The sequence below is a fragment of the Amycolatopsis sp. cmx-11-51 genome (assembly GCF_047608665.1).
GTDB lineage: Bacteria > Actinomycetota > Actinomycetes > Mycobacteriales > Pseudonocardiaceae > Amycolatopsis.
Map to the genome: position 1 here is coordinate 120,778 of NZ_JADNQO010000003.1, position 20,144 is coordinate 140,921.

15 protein-coding genes are annotated in these 20,144 nt (G+C 68.8%); 12 read left to right on the forward strand and 3 right to left on the reverse strand.

Features of this window, described 5'->3' with window-relative positions; translation table 11 throughout:
* The first annotated feature begins 412 nt into the window (after positions 1-412).
* The 4 genes from gltB to ACM6LU_RS14010 all read left to right on the forward strand — a co-directional run bounded on the left by gltB (position 413) and on the right by ACM6LU_RS14010 (position 9,223).
* Positions 413-4,981 (forward strand): glutamate synthase large subunit, encoded by a 4,569-nt coding sequence (gene gltB / locus ACM6LU_RS13995; protein WP_414938090.1) that lies wholly within the window; start codon positions 413-415, stop codon positions 4,979-4,981.
* A complete protein-coding gene (locus tag ACM6LU_RS14000; RefSeq protein ID WP_414938091.1) occupies positions 4,974-6,482 on the forward strand; it encodes a glutamate synthase subunit beta in 1,509 nt (502 codons plus the stop codon). The genes gltB and ACM6LU_RS14000 overlap by 8 nt, the downstream gene beginning before the upstream one ends.
* Positions 6,483-6,818: 336 nt before the next feature.
* A complete protein-coding gene (locus ACM6LU_RS14005; protein ID WP_414938092.1) occupies positions 6,819-7,751 on the forward strand; it encodes a trypsin-like serine peptidase in 933 nt (310 codons plus the stop codon).
* Positions 7,752-7,831: 80 nt separating this feature from the next.
* On the forward strand, positions 7,832-9,223 hold the full coding sequence (locus ACM6LU_RS14010) for a class II 3-deoxy-7-phosphoheptulonate synthase (RefSeq protein WP_414938093.1): 1,392 nt from the start codon (positions 7,832-7,834) through the stop codon (positions 9,221-9,223).
* Positions 9,224-9,252: 29 nt separating this feature from the next.
* Here ACM6LU_RS14010 and ACM6LU_RS14015 read toward each other — a convergent pair whose 3' ends face one another.
* Positions 9,253-10,572, reverse strand: a complete 1,320-nt coding sequence (locus ACM6LU_RS14015; RefSeq protein WP_414938094.1) for a wax ester/triacylglycerol synthase family O-acyltransferase — start codon at positions 10,570-10,572, stop codon at positions 9,253-9,255.
* A gap of 220 nt (positions 10,573-10,792) precedes the next feature.
* On the opposite strand from ACM6LU_RS14015, the gene ACM6LU_RS14020 reads away from it, so the two are divergent.
* Positions 10,793-11,302 (forward strand): DinB family protein, encoded by a 510-nt coding sequence (locus tag ACM6LU_RS14020; RefSeq protein ID WP_414938095.1) that lies wholly within the window; start codon positions 10,793-10,795, stop codon positions 11,300-11,302.
* 132 nt (positions 11,303-11,434) lie between these two features.
* Here the strand turns inward: ACM6LU_RS14020 and ACM6LU_RS14025 are convergent, their stop codons facing one another.
* Both ACM6LU_RS14025 and ACM6LU_RS14030 read right to left on the reverse strand, forming a co-directional pair.
* Positions 11,435-12,217, reverse strand: a complete 783-nt coding sequence (locus ACM6LU_RS14025) for a DUF1295 domain-containing protein (protein ID WP_414938096.1) — start codon at positions 12,215-12,217, stop codon at positions 11,435-11,437.
* Positions 12,217-13,488: a class I SAM-dependent methyltransferase gene (locus tag ACM6LU_RS14030; RefSeq protein ID WP_414938567.1), complete on the reverse strand. Its 1,272-nt coding sequence runs from the start codon at positions 13,486-13,488 to the stop codon at positions 12,217-12,219. Before ACM6LU_RS14030 ends, ACM6LU_RS14025 begins: the two co-directional genes overlap by 1 nt.
* An 86-nt stretch (positions 13,489-13,574) precedes the next feature.
* Between ACM6LU_RS14030 and ACM6LU_RS14035 the strand changes: the two genes are divergently transcribed.
* The 7 genes from ACM6LU_RS14035 to ACM6LU_RS14065 all read left to right on the forward strand — a co-directional run bounded on the left by ACM6LU_RS14035 (position 13,575) and on the right by ACM6LU_RS14065 (position 20,069).
* Positions 13,575-14,852, forward strand: a complete 1,278-nt coding sequence (locus tag ACM6LU_RS14035; protein ID WP_414938097.1) for an NAD(P)/FAD-dependent oxidoreductase — start codon at positions 13,575-13,577, stop codon at positions 14,850-14,852.
* Positions 14,846-15,586 carry a DUF1365 domain-containing protein gene (locus tag ACM6LU_RS14040; RefSeq protein ID WP_414938098.1) on the forward strand — a complete coding sequence of 247 codons (741 nt, stop codon included), beginning with the start codon at positions 14,846-14,848 and terminating at the stop codon, positions 15,584-15,586. Before ACM6LU_RS14035 ends, ACM6LU_RS14040 begins: the two co-directional genes overlap by 7 nt.
* Positions 15,579-16,190, forward strand: a complete 612-nt coding sequence (gene sigK, locus ACM6LU_RS14045) for an ECF RNA polymerase sigma factor SigK (protein ID WP_414938099.1) — start codon at positions 15,579-15,581, stop codon at positions 16,188-16,190. Before ACM6LU_RS14040 ends, sigK begins: the two co-directional genes overlap by 8 nt.
* Entirely contained in the window at positions 16,187-16,957 is a 771-nt protein-coding gene (locus tag ACM6LU_RS14050) for an anti-sigma factor domain-containing protein (RefSeq protein WP_414938100.1), read from the forward strand. The genes sigK and ACM6LU_RS14050 overlap by 4 nt, the downstream gene beginning before the upstream one ends.
* Before the next feature lie 251 nt (positions 16,958-17,208).
* Positions 17,209-18,534, forward strand: a complete 1,326-nt coding sequence (gene ftsZ / locus ACM6LU_RS14055) for a cell division protein FtsZ (protein ID WP_414938101.1) — start codon at positions 17,209-17,211, stop codon at positions 18,532-18,534.
* 99 nt (positions 18,535-18,633) lie between these two features.
* Positions 18,634-19,341 (forward strand): peptidoglycan editing factor PgeF, encoded by a 708-nt coding sequence (pgeF, locus tag ACM6LU_RS14060; protein WP_414938102.1) that lies wholly within the window; start codon positions 18,634-18,636, stop codon positions 19,339-19,341.
* Entirely contained in the window at positions 19,338-20,069 is a 732-nt protein-coding gene (locus ACM6LU_RS14065) for a YggS family pyridoxal phosphate-dependent enzyme (RefSeq protein WP_414938103.1), read from the forward strand. The genes pgeF and ACM6LU_RS14065 overlap by 4 nt, the downstream gene beginning before the upstream one ends.
* Positions 20,070-20,144: the final 75 nt, after the last annotated feature.

Below are 20,144 nucleotides of genomic sequence, written 5' to 3' on the forward strand. Positions count from 1 at the left end.
CCGGGGATAGGTTCCGCCGTCGCGATGCGCGCCTGCCGGTGGCGGCGACCAGGGACGCCACGTCGGCGAGGGCCAAGGCCAGGAGCATGCGCGAAACTGAAACACGTTCTAGTTATGTGTCCCGGGGTGCGGAGTACGCCTGAAGTGACTAGGGTCGCCTCACCGCGTCTCGTGACATCCCGGAACAAGACATATACTTAGCGGAACGAACTACCGTGACCCCATCAGGAACTGTGTCGTTCCGGGCATCCAGATCGTTACCCATCGGCAGGCTTTCTCGTCCGATGAACTAATGCCCGCATGTTTCCCAGGTGTTAAAGTCGCGCTAACGAACGGGCCATCGTCGTCCCGTGCGCATTCCCCCGGCCGGTCCGTCCGGTCGCTGAGCACAGACGACGAAGGAGGTCCCTTCATGATCTTCTCCGCCATTCCCGGCAAACAGGGTCTCTACGATCCCGAATCCGAACAGGACTCCTGCGGTGTGGCCATGGTGGCCGACGTCCGTGGGCGCCGCTCGCACGGCATCGTCACCGACGGCCTTGCCGCGCTGACGAACCTCGACCACCGTGGCGCCGCCGGTGCGGAGCCGACCAGTGGTGACGGTGCGGGCATCCTGTTGCAGCTGCCCGACGGGCTGTTCCGGGCCGAAGTGGAGTTCGCCCTGCCCGAGGCGGACGCGGACGGTCAGCAGACCTACGCGACCGGGCTCGGTTTCCTGCCCTCGGACACCGAGGAGCGCGGCAAGGCCGTCGCCCTGATCGAACGGATCGCCACCGAAGAGGGTCTCGACGTCCTCGGCTGGCGGGAGGTCCCGGTCGACGCCGATCTCGCCGGCATCGGCCCGACGGCGCGTTCGGTGATGCCGCATTTCGCGATGCTGTTCGTCGCGGCCGCGGAGACCGACGGACGGCGCCCCGGCGGTCTCGAACTGGATCGCCTGGCCTTCTGCCTGCGCAAGCGCGTCGAGAACGAGAGTGTGACCGCGGATTGCGGCACCTACTTCCCGTCGCTGTCCTCGCGGACGATCGTCTACAAGGGAATGCTGACCCCGGGGCAGCTTCCGCTCTTCTTCACCGACCTGACCGACACCCGGCTCACCAGCGCCATCGCGCTCGTGCATTCCCGGTTCTCCACCAACACCTTCCCGTCGTGGCCGCTGGCGCATCCGTTCCGGTTCGTCGCGCACAACGGCGAGATCAACACCATCCGGGGCAACCGCAACCGCATGCGCGCCCGTGAGGCGCTGCTCGAATCGGACCTCATCTCCGGCGACCTCACCCGCCTGTATCCAATCTGCTCGGCCGACGCGTCGGACTCCGCCTCCTTCGACGAGGTGCTGGAGCTGCTGCACCTCGGCGGCCGGTCGCTGCCGCACGCGGTGCTGATGATGATCCCCGAGGCGTGGGAGAACCACACCGGGATGAACGCCCAGCGTCGTGCGTTCTACCAGTTCCACGCCAGCCTGATGGAGCCGTGGGACGGCCCGGCCTGTGTCACCTTCACCGACGGCACGCTCGTCGGCGCGGTGCTGGACCGCAACGGCCTGCGTCCCGCCCGATGGTGGCGCACCGCCGACGACCGCGTCGTACTGGCCAGCGAGGCAGGGGTCCTCGACGTCGCCCCCGCGGACGTCGTGGCCAAGGGGCGACTCAAGCCCGGCCGCATGTTCCTGGTGGACACCGAAGCAGGCCGGATCGTCGACGACGAAGAGGTCAAGTCGGAGCTGGCCAAGGAACTGCCGTACGAGGGCTGGCTGCACGCCGGTCTCCTGCAGATCGCCGACCTGCCCGACCGCGACCACATCGTGCAGAGCCACGATTCGGTGCTGCGGCGCCAGCTTTCCTTCGGCTACACCGAAGAAGAGCTGAAGATCCTCCTCGCGCCGATGGTGGTCAAGGCGGCGGAGCCGATCGGTTCGATGGGCTCCGACAGCCCGCCCGCGGTGCTGTCGCAGCGTTCGAGGCTGCTCTACGACTACTTCAAGCAGAACTTCGCGCAGGTCACCAACCCGCCGCTGGACGCGATCCGTGAAGAACTGGTCACCTCGATGAGCCGGATCATGGGCCCCGAGCGGAACCTGCTCGCCCCCGGGCCTGCCTCCTGCCGCCATGTGCAGCTGCCGTATCCGGTGATCGACAACGACGAACTCGCCAAGCTGATCCACATCAACGACGACGGCGATCTTCCCGGCTTCGCGTGCAGTGTCCTTTCCGGACTGTACGAAGTGGACGGTGGAGCCGACGCGCTGGCATCGGCGATCGAACGGGTCCGGCGCGAAGCCTCCGAGGCGATCGCGGCGGGCGCGCGCACGCTCGTGCTGTCCGACCGCGACTCCGATCACCGCATGGCGCCGATCCCGTCGCTGCTGCTGGTGTCCTCGGTGCACCACCATCTGGTGCGCACCAAGGAAAGGCTCCGCGTCGCGCTGGTCGTCGAGACCGGCGACGCCCGCGAGGTCCACCACATCGCGCTGCTGCTGGGCTACGGCGCCGCCGCGGTGAACCCGTACCTGGCCTTCGAGACCATCGAGGACATGATCTCGACCGGTGCCGTCACCGGTATCGAGCCCGCCAAAGCGATTCGCAACTACGTCAAGGCGCTGGTGAAGGGCGTCCTGAAGATCATGTCGAAGATGGGCATCTCGACCGTCGGCGCGTACACCGCGGCGCAGGTGTTCGAATCCTTCGGCCTTGCACAGGATCTGCTCGACGAGTACTTCACCGGGACGTCGTCGAAGCTCGGCGGCGTCGGCCTGAACGTGCTCGCCGAAGAGGTCGCCACGCGCCACCGCCGCGCGTACCCGGACAACCCGACCGACCGTGTCCACCGTGGACTCGAGACCGGCGGCGAGTACGCGTACCGCCGTGAGGGCGAACTGCACCTGTTCACCCCGGAGACCGTCTTCCTGTTGCAGCACGCGACGAAGACCGGCCGCGAAGAGGTGTACAAGCAGTACTCCGACGAGGTGCACCGCCTCTACCGCCAGGGTGGCGCCCTGCGTGGGCTGTTCGCCTTCCGCGAGGGCACGCGTGAGCCCGTCCCGCTGGACGAGGTCGAGCCCGTCGAGGCGATTTTCAAGCGCTTCAACACCGGCGCGATGTCCTACGGCTCGATTTCGGCCGAGGCACACGAAACCCTCGCCATCGCGATGAACCGCATCGGCGGCCGCTCCAACACGGGTGAAGGCGGGGAAGACCCCGAGCGCCTTTACGACCCGGAACGGCGCAGCGCGATCAAGCAGGTCGCGAGCGGCCGGTTCGGTGTCACGAGCGAGTACCTTGTCAACGCCGACGACATCCAGATCAAGATGGCGCAGGGCGCGAAGCCGGGTGAAGGCGGGCAGCTGCCGCCGAACAAGGTGTACCCGTGGATCGCGCGCACGCGGCACTCCACACCGGGCGTCGGGCTCATTTCGCCGCCGCCGCACCACGACATCTACTCGATCGAGGATCTCGCCCAGCTGATCCACGACCTCAAGAACGCCAACGAGAACGCCCGCATCCACGTGAAGCTGGTGTCCTCGCTCGGCGTCGGCACGGTCGCGGCGGGCGTGTCCAAGGCGCACGCCGACGTCGTGCTGATCTCCGGCCACGACGGCGGCACCGGCGCCTCCCCGATGAACTCGCTCAAGCACGCGGGGACGCCGTGGGAGATCGGACTCGCCGAGACACAGCAGACGTTGCTGCTCAACGGTTTGCGCGACCGGATCACCGTGCAGGTCGACGGCGCGATGAAGACCGGCAAGGACGTCGTCATCGCCGCGCTGCTCGGCGCGGAGGAGTACGGCTTCGCGACGGCGCCGCTGATCGTCGAAGGCTGCGTCATGATGCGCGTCTGCCACCTCGACACCTGTCCGGTCGGCGTCGCGACCCAGAGCCCGGACCTGCGCAAGCGCTACACCGGCCAGGCCGACCACGTGGTCAACTACTTCCGGTTCGTCGCCGAAGAAGTCCGGGAAACGTTGGCGGCACTCGGTTTCCGTACCCTCGACGAGGCGATCGGCCACGCCGAGATCCTCGACACCGACAAGGCGATCGAGCACTGGAAGGCCTCCGGTCTCGACCTCGCGCCGATCTTCGAGATGCCGATTGAGACCCCTTACGGCGGGGCGAAGCGGCGCACGCGGACGCAGGACCACGGTTTGGAACACGCGCTCGACCGGACGCTGATCCAGCTCGCCGAGGCGGCGCTGGAGGACGCGCACCGGGTGCGTATCGAACTGCCGGTGCGGAACGTGAACCGGACCGTCGGCACGCTGCTCGGCTCCGAGATCACCCGCCGCTACGGCGGTGAGGGCCTGCCCGAGGACACGATCCACGTGCTGCTGACCGGTTCCGCCGGGCAGTCGCTCGGCGCGTTCCTGCCGCGTGGCATCACCCTCGACATGGTCGGGGACGCCAACGACTACGTCGGCAAGGGCCTGTCCGGCGGGCGGATCATCGTGCGCCCGCATCCGGACGCGAAGTTCGCCGCCGAAGGCCAGACCATCGCCGGGAACACGCTCGCCTACGGGGCCACCGGCGGGGAGATGTTCCTGCGCGGCCAGGTCGGCGAACGGTTCTGCGTGCGCAACTCCGGGGCGATGGTCGTCGTAGAGGGCGTCGGTGACCACGCCTTCGAGTACATGACCGGTGGACAGGCCGTGGTGCTCGGCCCGACCGGGCGCAACCTCGCCGCGGGCATGTCCGGCGGCGAGGCCTTCGTGCTCGATCTCGATCGAAGCAAGGTCAACAAGGAGATGGTGAACCTCCTGACCCCTCGGTCCGAGGATCTCGCCTGGCTCAAGAAGACCGTGCAGAAGCACTACGACCTCACACGTTCGGCCGTGGCCGCGTCGTTGCTCGGCGACTGGCCGCGTCGCTCGGCGGCGTTCACCAAGGTGATGCCCCGCGACTACCAGCGTGTCCTTGACGCGGCGAAGGCGGCGCGCGCCGCGGGCCGCGACGTCGACGAAGCGATCATGGAGGCCGCTCGTGGCTGATCCGACGGGTTTCCTGAAGTACGAGCGCGAAGAGCCGAAGAAGAAGTCCAAAGAGGAGCGTCTCGCCAACTGGGGCGAGGTGTACGCCGACGTGCAATCCGGCGAGCGCAACGAAAAGGTGCGCAAGCAGGCTTCGCGGTGCATGGACTGCGGCATCCCGTTCTGTCACTCCAGTGGTTCCGGCTGCCCGCTGGGCAACCTGATCCCGGAGTGGAACGACCTGGTACGCCGCGGCGACTGGGCGGCGGCGAGCGACCGGCTCCACGCGACCAACAACTTCCCCGAGTTCACCGGGAAGCTGTGCCCCGCGCCGTGCGAGGCGGGCTGCGTCCTGTCGGTCTCGCCGCTGTCCGGCGGCCCGGTGGCGATCAAACGCGTCGAGCAGACGATCGCCGACCAGTCCTGGGAGGCGGGCTACGTCCAGCCGCAGATCTCGGCGGTCTCGTCGGGCCAGCGGGTCGCGGTCGTCGGCTCCGGCCCCGCCGGGCTCGCCGCCGCGCAGCAGCTGACCCGCGCCGGCCACGAAGTGACCGTCTACGAACGGGACGACCGGCTCGGCGGCCTGCTGCGGTACGGCATCCCCGAGTTCAAGATGGAGAAGAAGGTCCTCGACCGGCGGCTCTCGCAACTCCGCAACGAGGGCACGAAGTTCGTCACCGGCTGCGAGGTCGGCGTCGACCTGACCGTCGAGGAACTCCGGGCAGGCTATGACGCGGTGGTGCTCGCCGTGGGTGCGCTGCGCGGCCGCGACGACACGACGACGCCCGGGCGCGAGCTGTCCGGGATCCATCTGGCGATGGAACATCTGGTCCCGGCCAACAAGTACGTCGAGGGCGACGGCCCGTCGCCGGTCGACGCGGCCGGCAAGCACGTGGTCATCATCGGCGGTGGCGACACCGGCGCCGACTCGTACGGCACCGCGACCCGGCAGGGCGCGCTTTCGGTGACACAGCTTGACCAGTACCCGACCCCACCGTCCACAAGGGACGATGAGCGCTCGCCGTGGCCAACCTGGCCGTACCTCCTGCGCACCTACCCGGCGCACGAGGAGGCGGGCGAGCGCAAGTTCGCCGTCGCGGTCACCCGGTTCGTCGGCGACGACGACGGCAACGTGCGTGCCGTCGAACTCCGGCAGGTCCGCGTGGTCAAGGACCCCGAGACCGGCAAGCGCATGGTGACCCCGGTCAACGACGAGGTCGAGGAACTGCCAGCCGACCTCGTGCTGCTCGCGATCGGGTTCGAGGGTGTCGAGCACATGCCACTGCTCGACGGACTCGGCCTGTCGCTGACCAAACGTGGCACGCTCTCATGCGGCGCGGACTGGCAGACCTCCTCACCTGGCGTGTTCGTCTGCGGCGACGCGCATCGCGGTGCGTCGCTGGTGGTGTGGGCGATCGCTGAAGGACGCTCGGTGGCCAGCGCCGTCGACGCTTATCTCACCGGTGCCTCGGATCTTCCCGCGCCGGTGCACCCGACGGCGTTGCCGCTCGCCGTGGTCTAGAGGTCGTGAGTGGCGATTCGGGTTCTATCGGAAGTACCGCAATGTGGCGTTCCTGCCGCGCGGGTGCTCAGCTGTCCGTGAAGGCCTCCTTGCCTACCCTGAAAGTAGTGAAGGCGTCCTTCACGGACCCGGCCACCTGACCGGCCGTGCGACGTCACCGACGGCGGGGCGTGCTGAAGCGAAAACCACCGGCAGCTCATCATGCTCGGCCGAACGGTCCATCCGCGATCGCGGATGCGGCCGAACGGCCGCTTGTACGCCGAGTAGTGAGACAAATACTTTCGGAATGTCGTGCAAGTCATACGGCAGTTCACCGGTGGCGAAAGGTGGTACGCCATGAAGAGGACGGCTTCCCGGACCGGGATCCTGGCGGCGCTCGTGGGGTTGGCGGTGACCACGCTGACAGTGGTCGCGAGTCCCGCGCAAGCGGCTCCTGCCGAGCAACAGGCGGCGGCCGACGCGCAGGCGGTCGCGGCGTACTGGACGCCCGAGCGGATGCGGTCGGCGATCCCGATCGAACAGCTGGTCAAGGCTCCGAACCTTTCGCCGAAGGACGTCGCGAAGGGGCAGAGCACGATCATCCAGAGCATCCCCAACGGCGGTGGCGCGTGGACGGGGGCGGGCAAGGTCGTGCAGACCGCGGGCCGCGTGTTCTTCACCATGGGCGGGCGGAACGCGTCGTGCTCCGGTGACGCGGTCACCAGTGCGAACGGCAGCGTCGTGATCACCGCCGGGCACTGCGTGAAGTACCAGGGCGCCTGGCACACCAACTGGACCTTCGCGCCCGGTTACGACAACGGCAACACGCCCTACGGCACCTGGGCCGCGAAGAGCACGCTGACCACTCCGCAGTGGGAAGCGAGTGAGGACATGAACTACGACGTCGGCGCGGCCGTGGTCAACCCGCTCAACGGGCAGAAGCTGACCGACGTCGTCGGCGCGCAGGGGATCGCGTTCAACCAGGCGCGTAACCAGTCGATGTACACGTTCGGTTACCCGGCGGCGGCGCCGTACGACGGCACGAAGCTGATTTATTGCAGCGGCAGCACGTTCACCGACTTCCTGCTGACCAAGGACCACGGGATGAACTGCAACATGACCGGTGGTTCGAGCGGTGGCCCGTGGTTCCTCAACTTCAGCGAGGCGACCGGTGCGGGAATCCAGGCTTCGGTAAACAGTTTCGGCTACACCTTCCTGCCCGGCTACATGTTCGGTCCGTACTTCGGCGCGGACGTCCAGAACCTCTACAACAAGGCGCAGGCCGCTTAAGCACATCGGCCGCCCGTCCACCTTTTGGGAGCGTCGTCCCGGTGGGCGGGCGGCTTTCGCGGCGGCATATCCTGGTGCCTGTGAACTGGACAGTGGACGTTCCCGTCGACACGCTCCCCGAACTGCCTCCGTTGCCTCCAGAGCTGCGCAGTCGGCTCGACGACGCGCTTTCGCGGCCCGCGGCGCAGCAGCCCGAATGGCCGGACCCCGAGCTGACGAAGCGCGTACGTGGCGTGCTGGAGAGTGTGCCGCCGATCACCGTCCCGGCCGAGATCGACCGGCTCGCCGACCGGCTCGCCATGGTCGCCCGCGGCGAGGCGTTCCTGCTGCAGGGCGGTGACTGCGCGGAGACGTTCGAGTCGAACACCGAACCGCACATCCGCGCCAACCTGCGCACGCTGCTGCAGATGGCCGTCGTCCTCACCTACGGCGCGAGCCTGCCGGTGGTGAAGGTCGGCCGGATCGCCGGCCAGTACGCGAAGCCGCGATCGGCCTCCACCGACGCGCTCGGCCTGCCGGTGTACCGCGGCGACATCATCAACTCGCTCGTCGCCAAGCCCGAACTCCGCGTGCCCGACCCTGGCCGGATGATCCGCGCCTACGCCAACGCGGGCGCCGCGATGAACCTCGTCCGCGCGCTCACCGGCGCCGGGATGGCGGACCTGCACCAGGTGCACGACTGGAACAAGGACTTCGTGAAGTCCTCGCCCGCCAGCGAACGCTACGAGGCGCTGGCCGCTGAGATCGACCGCGGCCTGCGGTTCATGTCGGCCTGCGGGGTCACCGACGCCTCACTGCAGTCCACCGAGATCTTCGCCAGTCACGAGGCGCTGCTGCTGGACTACGAGCGCTCGATGCTGCGGATGGACCGCGCGGACGCGACGAACCCCAAGCTGTACAACCTGTCCTCGCACTTCCTCTGGGTGGGCGAGCGGACCCGGCAGCTCGACGGCGCGCACATCGCCTTCGCCGAACTGCTGGCCAACCCGATCGGCATCAAGATCGGCCCGACGACCACGCCCGAGCAGGCCGTCGAGTACGTCCGGCGGCTCGACCCGCGCAACGAGCCCGGCCGACTGACGCTGATCGCCCGGATGGGCAACGGCAAGGTCCGCGAGGTGCTGCCCGCGATCGTCGAGAAGGTCGAGGCGTCCGGGCACAAGGTCATCTGGCAGTGCGACCCGATGCACGGCAACACGCACGAGTCGTCGAACGGCTACAAGACCCGGCACTTCGACCGCATCGTGGACGAGGTCCAGGGCTTCTTCGAGGTGCACCGCAAGCTCGGCACCTACCCCGGCGGCATCCACGTCGAGCTGACCGGCGAGGACGTCACCGAATGCCTCGGCGGCGCGCAGGAGATCTCGGATCTGGACCTTTCCGGCCGGTACGAGACCGCTTGCGACCCGCGCCTGAACACGCAGCAGTCGCTGGAGCTGGCGTTCCTGGTCGCGGAGATGCTTCGCGGCTGACGGAGCCTTCCTCTCGCTTCGCGATCGCGTCAATGAGCGGTGTCGAGCAACTTCGCGGCCGACTTGAGCACGCCGTCCCGCAGCGAACCCACGTCCGAGACCGCAGCCCCGTTCGCCTGCAGTCCGATGTGGACGGAATCCCGGTAGGTCGCCACCGCGATCCCGACCGCTTGCCGCGGCGCCAGCGGCACGAACGGGAACACGCTTTCGAGGCGCGTCCCGTCGAGGGTGAGCCGGTTCGGCGGCACCGGCACCGTGGTCACCACGAGGTCGAACAGCAGCGGCGCGGCCAGCCCGGCCGTCTTGGCGCCGAGCCTGTGCAGCATCGGCGGCATCCGGTCGGCGAGCAGCGGGAACGCGCCGGCGCCCCGGGCCGGGCCGGCGGCCTTGTTCCGGTTCATCTCGCGGTGGACGGCCAGCAGCCGCGCAGGCGGATCGTCGAGGCCGACCGGCAGATCGCAGAGATACCCGGACAGCTTGTTACCGCCGGATCGCTCGGCCGAGCGCCCGCGCACGCTGACCGGGACGAGTGCCCGCAGCGTCCGGCCGTCGGCGCGCTGGCCGCGGTTGATCATCCATTCGCGCAGCGCACCGGCGAGGATCGCCAGGACGACGTCGTTGGCGGTACCGCCGTGGGACCGCCGGATCCGACGGATCTCGGCGGTGTCCAGCCGGACGAACCCGAGACGGCGCTCTGTCGACGGCGGCGCGCTGAGCGGGGACAGCGGTGAGCGGGTCGCGCGGACGACCGACGACGCGATCCCGGCGGACGTCCCGGCCTGGGCCAGAGTGGTACCGAGCGCGTCCTTGACCGCGTCCACAGGGGACCGGGGCGCGGGCGGTTCGGCCCCGCCGCGGGCGCGCCCTGCCGTGCGGGGGAGCGCGTCGAGCAGTCCCGCGGCGACGGCGTACGCGCCGGCACCGTCGGTGAGCGCGTGGTGCAGTTTCAGCAGCAGCGCGAACTCGCCGTCCGGCAGGCCGGTGACGAGACGCAAGTCCCACAAGGGTTTTCCGGTGTCGAGCGGTCGTCCCATCCACCGTGACGCGTAGGCGGAGAGTGGGTCCGGTTCGTCCAGTGAGCTCAGATGGTGATGTGAAATATGTTCACTTGCAACGAAATACGGGTCCTCGGCCCAGCTGGCGGCACCAGGCGGGAACAGTGCGGTGCGGGGACGTTGGCGAAGCTTGGGGATCCGCGCGGCCCGCTCGGCGAGCAACGCGGTCAGCTTACGCGCGTGCACCCGCCCGTGCGGACGGAAGGTGACCACCGCGCCCATGTGCATGGGCGTCGTTTCGCTTTCCAGGCAAAGGAAAGCGATATCGAGTGCGCTCAGCTGAGGGCCTGACATCAGTGACCTTTCTCGGATCTGGCGGCGATGGGCACAACTGCATCAGCCTGACATGACGGACGGGTGGTCGTCATGTTTCGTGGGCGCCAACTACCGCCGGTTTCACTCGAACGATGGGATCCCGGTCGGACATGGATCACCACTCCGCGGCAGATGGTGGAAAGCCCGGCACGGGAACTCGTTCGCGAACCGTCGGTGGGGCCCGGCAGACTGCACCACCATGACCGACGAACCGAAGCGCCCCGAACCACCGCTCACCGGCGACGAGCGCACCCAGTTGAACGGCTTTCTCGACTTCCTCCGCGCCACCGTGGTGTGGAAGTGCTCCGGACTCACCGACGAACAGGCCCGGCGGCCACTCGTGCCCAGCGAGTTGACCACCGTCGCCGGTCTGCTCGGTCATCTGACCCTGGTCGAGCAGTACTGGTTCAACGTGGTGCTCGACGGCCAGGAGGACGTCTGGAAGGAGGCGCTCGAAACCGACCCCGACGCCGAGTTCCGGGTCGCCATGCGGACCCCGGTCGACCAGCTGATCGCCGCCTACCAGGCCGAATGCGAGCGGAGCCGCGGGATCGTCGCCCGGATGGGGCTCGACGACGAGGTCGCCTTCCGAGGCGACCGCAAGGTCAACGTCCGGTTCGTGGTCGCGCACATGATCGAGGAGACCGGCAGGCACGCCGGCCACCTCGACCTGTTGCGTGAACTGACCGATGGTCTCACCGGGGAGTAGCCCGGCTGTGTCTACAAAGCGCGCTCTCGGATTTCCGTAGCCGGGCCGCAGTACCGCCTGGTCACTCACTCAGGCCTACAGGCGGCCGACAAGAAACGCGCGCGTTTCCTCACCCGATCACGCGAATACAGCTCAGGAGACACGCCCGCGGCGAGGGGGCAGCGGGAAGAACCCGCTGGTCCGCTCGACGTAGGTCGCGTACCCCGGCCGGGAACGATGCAAGCCCTTCTCCAGCAAAGGTTTTCCGGTGCCCTTGGCCAGCGTGAACGTCATCGCGATCGGCGACAGGATCGTCGCCGCCCCCACCCAGCTCGAACACGCCAGCAGGTACAGGCCCCACCACACGCACGCGTCCCCGAAGTAGTTGGGATGCCGCGTGTAGCGCCACAGCCCGCTGTCGAGCACCTTCCCCTTGTTGTCCGGGGCCTTGAAGCGGCGTAGCTGCTCGTCGCCGATGGTCTCGAACCCGAAGCCGACCAGCCACACCGCGACGCCGAGCCAGGCCGTCACGCCGAAGGAGTCGCCGTACATCGCGAACTGGACCGGCAGCGACACGAACCAGAGCACCACCGCCTGGAACAGGTACACGCGGACGAACAGCTTGAGCGCCGGATTCGGGCTGGCGCTCTCCGCCATCCGCACGTAGCGGGGGTCTTCGGGCAGCTTGTGGTTGCGCAGGTGCAGGTGCACGCCGAGGCGCACACCCCAGATCGCCGTCAGCGCCGCGGTGACCACGCGCAGCGCCACCGACCCGTCCCCGAGCGGCGCCGCGACCAGCGCGACGAGTGCGAAGCCCGGACCCCAGAACATGTCGACGGTGTCGTAGCGCTTGCGCGCCAGCGCGATGCCGAAGGTGACGACGACCGCCAGCAGGGTCACCCCGGCGGTGACGAGCAGGGTCCCCCCAAGCGACATCAGGACCACTCTTTCGTGGCGGGCAGCGCGCTCAAGCCTTCGTCGGACGAGCGGACCGCGAGGATCTGGTCCACGCCCATCCGGTTCTCCTCGAACGCCAGCGCGCCGCCGACCAGGTAGAGCCGCCAAACCCGGGCGCCGGATTCACCGATCAGCGCCACGACGTCTTCCCAGTTGCTTTCCAGCGTCTTCTCCCATGCCCGGACCGTCCACACGTAGTGCTCGCGCAGCGCCTGGACGTCACGGATCTCGAACCCGGCGTTCTCCAAGTGTCCGAGCGTGCGGCTCAGCGGCCGCATCGTCATGTCGGGGGCGATGTAGCGCTCGATGAACGCGCCGCCACCGGGCGCCACCGCGCCGCGGGACATCTGCTGCAGGACCAGCCGCCCGGTGGGCTTGAGCATGCGGAACAGCGTCCGCGTGTACTCGGGGTAGTTCTCTTCGCCGACGTGCTCACCCATCTCGATGGTCGCGACCGCGTCGAACGGCTCATCTGTCAGCTCGCGATAGTCCTGACGACGGACTTCGACGCGATCCTCCAGGTCGTGCTGGGCGAGGCGGCCGCGGATGTGCTGCAGCTGTTCCGCCGAAAGCGTGATGCCGACGGCGTGCACGCCGTGGTGCTTCGCCGCGTGCACCAGCAGCGAGCCCCAGCCGCAACCGACGTCGAGCAGCCGCATCCCCGGCCGCAGGCCGAGCTTGCGGCAGATCAGTTCGAGCTTGTCCCGCTGGGCTTGTTCGAGGTCGTAGCCGTCTTCCTCGGACGTCCAGTACGCCGACGAGTAGGCCATCGATTCGTCCATCAGCAGCTGGTAGAAGGCGTTGCCGAGGTCGTAATGGTGCGAGATCGCGGACTTGTCGCGGAGCAGGCTGTGCAGTTTCCCCGACAGCCGGGCCTCCTCGGCGGGCGGTTCGGGCGGCGGCCCGACGACGCCGAGGCTCACCGCGAGCCGGACTGCCTCGGCCCATTCGCGAGGGCGGAGCTCGGCGCCGCGCACGGCGCCCGACCGGGTCAGCGCCCAGATCCGGCGGAATCCGTCGGCGAGGTCGCCTTCGACGTCGAGATCGCCGGAGACGTAGGCCCTCGCCAGCCCCAATTCGCCAGGGGCGTACAGGAGACGGCGCAGCGCGCGGCGGTTGCGGAGGACCACGGTCGGGGCGTCCGGCGGACCGGCGCGGACGCCGTCCCAGGTGCGGAGACCGACCGGGAGGGAACCACCGAGGAGCCGCTCGACGAACGGGACCAGACGGGACGCGGGACTGTTCGGCATAGTCGTCATTCGCTCCCGGACCGGAAAGGGATGGGTCGGATGATGCGCCGGTCACGCGATCCAATCCGCTCGCGATCCGGCTTCGAATGCCTCACGTGCACACCACGGGTCAACGCATCGGAGTCATCGGCAGCGGCGTCGCCGGCCTCACGGCCGCGTACCTGCTGCAACGCCGCTACGAAGTGCTGCTGTTCGAAGCCGAAGACAGGCTGGGCGGGCACGCGCACACCCATGACGTCCCGAGCGCGCACGGCGGCACCGTCGGCATCGACTCCGGGTTCATCGTGCACAACGAGCGCACCTACCCGAACCTGCTCCGGCTGTTCGCCGAACTGGGTGTGGCCACCCGCGACACCGAGATGTCGATGAGCATCCGCTGCGACGGCTGCGGCCTCCAGTACGCCGGCGCGAAGGGCTTGAAGGGCCTCTTCGCCCAGCCGCGCAACGCCACACGCGGGCGCTACCTGCGGATGCTCGCCGACGTCAAACGCTTCCACCAGCACGCGACGCGCGTCCTTGAAGCGCCCGAAGCGGGCGACGTCACCCTCGGCGCGTTCCTCGCCATCGGTGGGTACACGAAGTATTTCGTCGACCACTTCCTGCTCCCGGTCGTCTCCACCGTCTGGTCGGCCGACCGGAACGACACGCTCGAATACCCCGCGCGCTACCTGTTCGAATTCCTGCGCAACCACGGGATGCTGTCGGTCGGCGGGTCCCCGAGCTGGCGCACCGTCGTCGGCGGGTCCCGTGAGTACGTCGACCTGGCCGCCAAGCAACTGACCGCCGTGCACCTGTCGACGCCGGTCCGCTCGGTCAGGCGCACCGCGCGGGGGATCGAGGTCCGCGACGACGCCGACACCCGGCACCGGCTCGACAAGGTCGTCCTGGCCACGCACGCGGACCAGGCGTTGAACCTGCTCGCGTCGCCGACCGAAGCCGAACGTGACGTCCTCGGCTCGTTCCGGTACTCCAGCAACGAGGCGTGGCTGCACACCGACACCGGCGTGCTCCCGACCGCGGGATCGGCGCGGGCCGGCTGGAACTACGCCACGCCCGCCTGCGGCGCGAACGCGGGCGCCGTCCAGGTGTCCTACGACATGAACCGCCTGATGCGGCTCGACGAGCCGACCGGGTACGTCGTCACGCTCAACCCCGGCACCGCCCCCGACGACGGTTCGGTGCTGGCCAAGATGACCTACGAACACCCCGTCTACACGCCGGACTCCGTCGCCGCCCAGCGTCGTCTGCCCGAACTCGACGACGACACGGTCGCGTTCGCCGGCGCGTACCACGGCTGGGGGTTCCACGAGGACGGCTGCGCGTCCGGTGTCCGCGCGGCCGAGAACTTCGGGGTGCGATGGTGACCGTCATAGCCGTGCTCTACGACTCCACGGTGGCGCATGTCCGGCGCAACGATCCGCCGATCTCGTTCGCCCACCGCGTCTATCTCTGGCTCATCGACCTCGACGCGCCGCCGAAGCTGCCGCGGTGGCTTCGGCCTTTCGCCCGCTTCGACTCGAGAGACCACTTCGCCCCCGAAGACACCTCCAGCATCCGGTCCAAATTGGACCGCTGGCTCGCGGCGCGTGGTGTCGACCTTCAAGGCGGCCGGGTGCTGATGCTCGCGGGCGCGCGGTTGCTCGGGCACAACTTCAACCCGATCACCCTCTACTGGTGCCACCGGCCCGACGGCGAACTCGAATGCGTCGTCGCCGAGGTCCACAACACCTACCGGGGCAGGCACGCGTATCTCCTGCGCCCCGACGCCGACGGGATCGCCCGCGCGGACAAAGAGTTCTACGTCTCGCCCTTCCAGTCGATGGACGGCGAGTACCGGATGGCGGTGCCGCGGCCGGAGTCGCTGCTTTCGGTCCAGATCGCGCTCCGGCAGGGTGGGCAGACACCGCTGACCGCGTCGCTGAGCGGCGTGCGACGGCCCGCCACCGCCAGGTGGCTGGTGCACATGCTGGTCACCCGTCCGCTCATGCCGCACCGGGTCTCCGCGCTGATCCGGCGGCACGGGGTCAAACTGTGGGTGAAGAAGGCGCCGCTGACCCCGCGGACGCCGCAGACGGCCGGAGGCAGGCTTGATGGATGAATCGGCACGCCCGCGCCGGATGGCGCCCGTTCCCGCAACGGACGGCGAACCGGCGGGTCCGACGGCCGAGGAACTGCTCGTCCGGGTGGCGAAAGGGGACGAGCGGGCCTTCGAAGCGCTGTACGACCGGCTCGCAGGCCCCGTCCTCGGCCTGGTGCGGCGGATCCTCCGTGACGTCGCCCAGGCCGAAGAGGTCACTCAGGAGGTCATGGTCGAGCTGTGGCGCACGGCCACGCGCTACTCCCCGGATCGGGGGAGCGCGCTGAACTGGGCCATGACGCTCGCGCACCGCCGTGCCGTCGACCGCGTCCGGTCGGCACGGGCCAGCTCGGACCGCGAGGTCAAGGCGACCTTCGAGGCCGCCCGCGCCCGCCCCTTCGACGAGGTGGCCGAGGCCGTCGCGGCCCGCTGGGAGCGTTCGCAGGTGCGCCGCTGCCTGACCAGCCTGACCGAGCTGCAACGGGAATCCGTGCTGCTCGCCTACTACCAGGGCTACACCTATCGCGAGGTCGCCGAGGTGCTGCAGACTCCGCACGGGACCATCAAGACTCGACTCCGGGACGGCCTGATCAGGCTCCGGGACTGTTTGGGGGTGACGGCATGACGATGCCCGAAATGCACACGCTCACCGGCGCCTACGCCGTCGACGCACTGTCCGAATTGGAGCGTGCCCAGCTCCAGCGGCACCTCGGCGAGTGCGCTTCGTGCGCTCAAGAGGTCCTCGAACTGCAGATGACCGCGACCCGGCTCGGCGCCGCGCTGGCCGAAGACCCGCCGCCCGAACTCAAGCGCCGCGTGCTCACGCAGGCGATGGCGACCCGGCAGGAGCCGCCGAAGACGCGGTTCGAAACCGGGGGACGCGTCGAGGACCGCCGTCGCGCCCCACGCTGGGCGATCGCCGCGGCCGCGGCGGCGATCGTCGGGCTGGCGGGCACCGCCGTGTTCGGCGGCATCGCCTACGACACCCATTCGCAGCTGACCGCCGCGCGGGAACAGGCGGCGCGGTACGCGGATCGGTACGCGCCGGTCGCGGACATCCTTTCGGCCGCCGATCTCCGGACCGGTCACGCCGAGGCCTCCGCCGGGGGCGGCGGGACCGTGATGATGTCGCGCGCCAAGGACCGGCTCGTCTTCATGGCGGCTCAGCTGCCGAAGAACGAACCGGGCCGGACCTACCAGGCGTGGTTCATGTACCCGGGCGGCGCGCCCAAGCCCGCCGGGCTCATTTCGGGTGGTCAGGACAGTGAGCTGCTGGTCGCCGACGGACTCGGCGGGGCCGAGAAGTTCGCGCTCAGCGTCGAGCAGGCGGGTGGATCACCGACCGGATCGCCGTCGAAGGACGTCGTCATGGTCATGTCCATGCCCACCTGATCTCGGCTCCTACCAGGCCGCCGTTCGGCGCTGCGGCGGGGCCTCGCTCTTGCGCCCGGGAACATGTTGTGGCAAAACACCTTTGCGACACACGGCGTGGCTACTGGATTCGAGCCTGCCTGGTGCATACCGTCCTGCTTCAACGTCGGCAGTTGACATAACTCTCACTCTGAACTTCAGCTCGAGGGTTCAGATACAAGCTCAGCGACCGGCCGGCAGCACGGGCACACACGATCAGGAAGGCGGACCCGATGACGCCCCCGCACAACTACCTTGCGGTGATCAAGGTCGTCGGTATCGGCGGCGGCGGAGTTAACGCCGTGAACCGCATGATCGAGGTCGGCCTCAAGGGTGTCGAGTTCATCGCGGTGAACACCGATGCTCAGGCACTGCTCATGTCCGACGCCGACGTCAAACTCGACATCGGCCGGGAACTGACCCGCGGCCTCGGTGCCGGCGCCGCCCCCGAGGTGGGGCAGAAGGCCGCCGAGGACCACCGCGAAGAGATCGAAGAGGTCATCAAGGGCGCCGACATGGTGTTCGTGACCGCGGGTGAGGGTGGTGGCACCGGCACCGGTGGCGCGCCCGTCGTCGCCCAGATCGCCCGCAAACTCGGCGCGCTGACCATCGGCGTCGTCACCCGCCCGTTCACGTTCGAGGGCAAACGCCGCAGCAAGCAGGCCGAAGACGGCATCCAGCAGCTGCGCAACGAATGCGACACCCTGATCGTCATCCCGAACGACCGGCTGCTGCAGCTGGGCGACATCGGGGTTTCGCTGATGGACGCCTTCCGCTCGGCGGACGAGGTCCTGCTTTCGGGTGTCCAGGGCATCACCGACCTGATCACCACGCCGGGTCTGATCAACCTGGACTTCGCCGACGTCAAGAGCGTCATGTCCGGCGCGGGCTCCGCGCTGATGGGCATCGGCTCGGCGCGCGGCGAGGGCCGGGCGATCCAGGCGGCGGAGAAGGCGATCAACTCGCCGCTGCTGGAAGCTTCCATGGACGGGGCGCACGGCGCGCTGCTGTCGATCGCGGGCGGGTCGGACCTCGGCCTGTTCGAGATCAACGAGGCCGCGTCGCTGGTGCAGGAATCCGCGCACCCCGACGCGAACATCATCTTCGGGACGATCATCGACGACTCGCTCGGCGACGAGGTCCGGGTCACCGTGATCGCGGCCGGTTTCGACGCGGGCACGCCGACCCACAAGAAGCTCGACCCGTCGACGTTCGGCTCCCGGTCGAACTCGACCGCGTCCGCACAGGCGGGCCAGGTCAACGGCGGCGGAGCGACGCCGGTGCAGAGCCAGCCCTCCGGGGCGACTCCGGTACCGCCGTCGACCGGTTCCAACGGCTACCCGGTGGCGCCGCCGCGCACGCACTCGCCGATGCCGTCCTCCCGTAACGAGGGCAACGGCTCGCTGACCGGCGGGCTCCCCCAGCCCGGCGGCGGTTCGCGCGGCTACTCGCCGATCGGGTCGAACTCGACCCACGGCAGCCTGCCCGGCCGCGCCACCCCGGTGCACGACGACCCGTCGGACGACGAGGTCGACGTGCCTCCGTTCATGCGGCGGTAAGATTTCACGGTGAGCTGAAGGGGACTTTGCCCGCATGTCATGTGGGCAAAGTCCCCTTCACTGCGTGAGATGCGGGCAAAGTCACCAAGGAGGCAAGTCTTGCGGGTACGGCGGGTTGTCACGACAAGGGCCGGCGGGGCTTCCCGGCCGCCTTACGACACCTTCAACCTCGGTGATCACGTCGGTGATGACGCGGGCGACGTCTTCGCCAACCGCAAACGCCTCGCCGCCGAACTCGGCCTCGCCGAGGACAGGCTGGCGTGGATGGAGCAGGTCCACGGCCGCACCGCCACCGTCGTCGACGGCTCCGAGACCTCCGCCGCCGAAGCGACCGACGCTCTCGTGACGGCCGAGCCCGGTCTCGCGCTCGTCGTGCTCGTCGCCGACTGCGTTCCCGTCATGCTCGCCGACGTCGAAGCCGGTGTCGTCGCCGCCGTTCACGCGGGCCGCGTCGGCGCCAGGGTCGGTGTCGTCCCCGCCGCCGTCGAGGCGATGCGCTCGCTCGGTGCCGAACCGGGCCGGACCGAAGCGCTGCTCGGTCCGGCGATCTGCGGCGACTGCTACGAAGTCCCCGCCGACATGGCCGCCGACGTCGAGAAGCACGTGCCGGGCAGCGCCTGCAAAACCCGCAAAGGCACGCCGGGACTCGACCTGCGCGCCGGGCTCTGGCGACAACTGGCCGACCTCGGCGTCGGGAAGATCGGCGTCGATCCACGCTGTACCAACGAAGAAAAGACGCTGTTCAGCTTCCGCCGCGACGGCACCACCGGCCGGATCGCGGGCATCACGTGGCTGGACGCCTCGTGAGTGACGCCCGCAAGGGGGAACTCGCCGCCAACCTCGCCGAAGTGGAAGACCGGATCGCGGCGGCGTGCAAGGCCGCCGGCCGACAGCGCGACGAGGTCCGGCTGCTCACGGTCACCAAGACCTTCCCGGCGCTCGACGCGGCGCTGCTCGCCGACCTCGGCGCGCTCGACCTCGCCGAGAACCGTGATCAGGAGGCGGGCTCGAAAGCCGAAGAGGTCGCCGGTTTGCGTCCGGACGCCCGGATCCGCTGGCACATGGTCGGCAGTCTCCAGCGGAACAAGGCCCGCTCGGTCGTGCGCTGGGCCGACGAGGTCCAGTCCGTCGACTCCGAACGCCTCGCCGACGCACTCGCGAAGGCGACCAGATCAGCGCTCGATTCCGGGCAACGTGATCACCCGTTGGACGTCCTCATTCAAGTAAGTCTCGATGACGATCCGAAGCGCGGGGGCGTCCGGGTGAGCGAGTTAGGCCAGTTGGCGGAGCGGATAGCCCATGTGGGTGATATTCGCCTCCTTGGGCTTATGGCGGTGGCTCCGCTGGGTATTGATCCCGCAGAGGCGTTCGAGAAGCTCGCTCGTGCGTCGGAGCGTCTACGGGAAGAACACCCAAAAGCCCGTGAACTCTCCGCCGGAATGAGCAACGATCTCGAGCAGGCGATCGCGCACGGCTCGACGTGTGTGCGTGTCGGAACCGCGTTGCTCGGTGGGCGCGGTTTAGCCTCGCCCTAGGGAATACCGTCTCGTCGTTACGGGGAGTGGTGGCGAGGGCGGGGGAGCATGGTGCGGGACGCGGCTAAGGCTAGG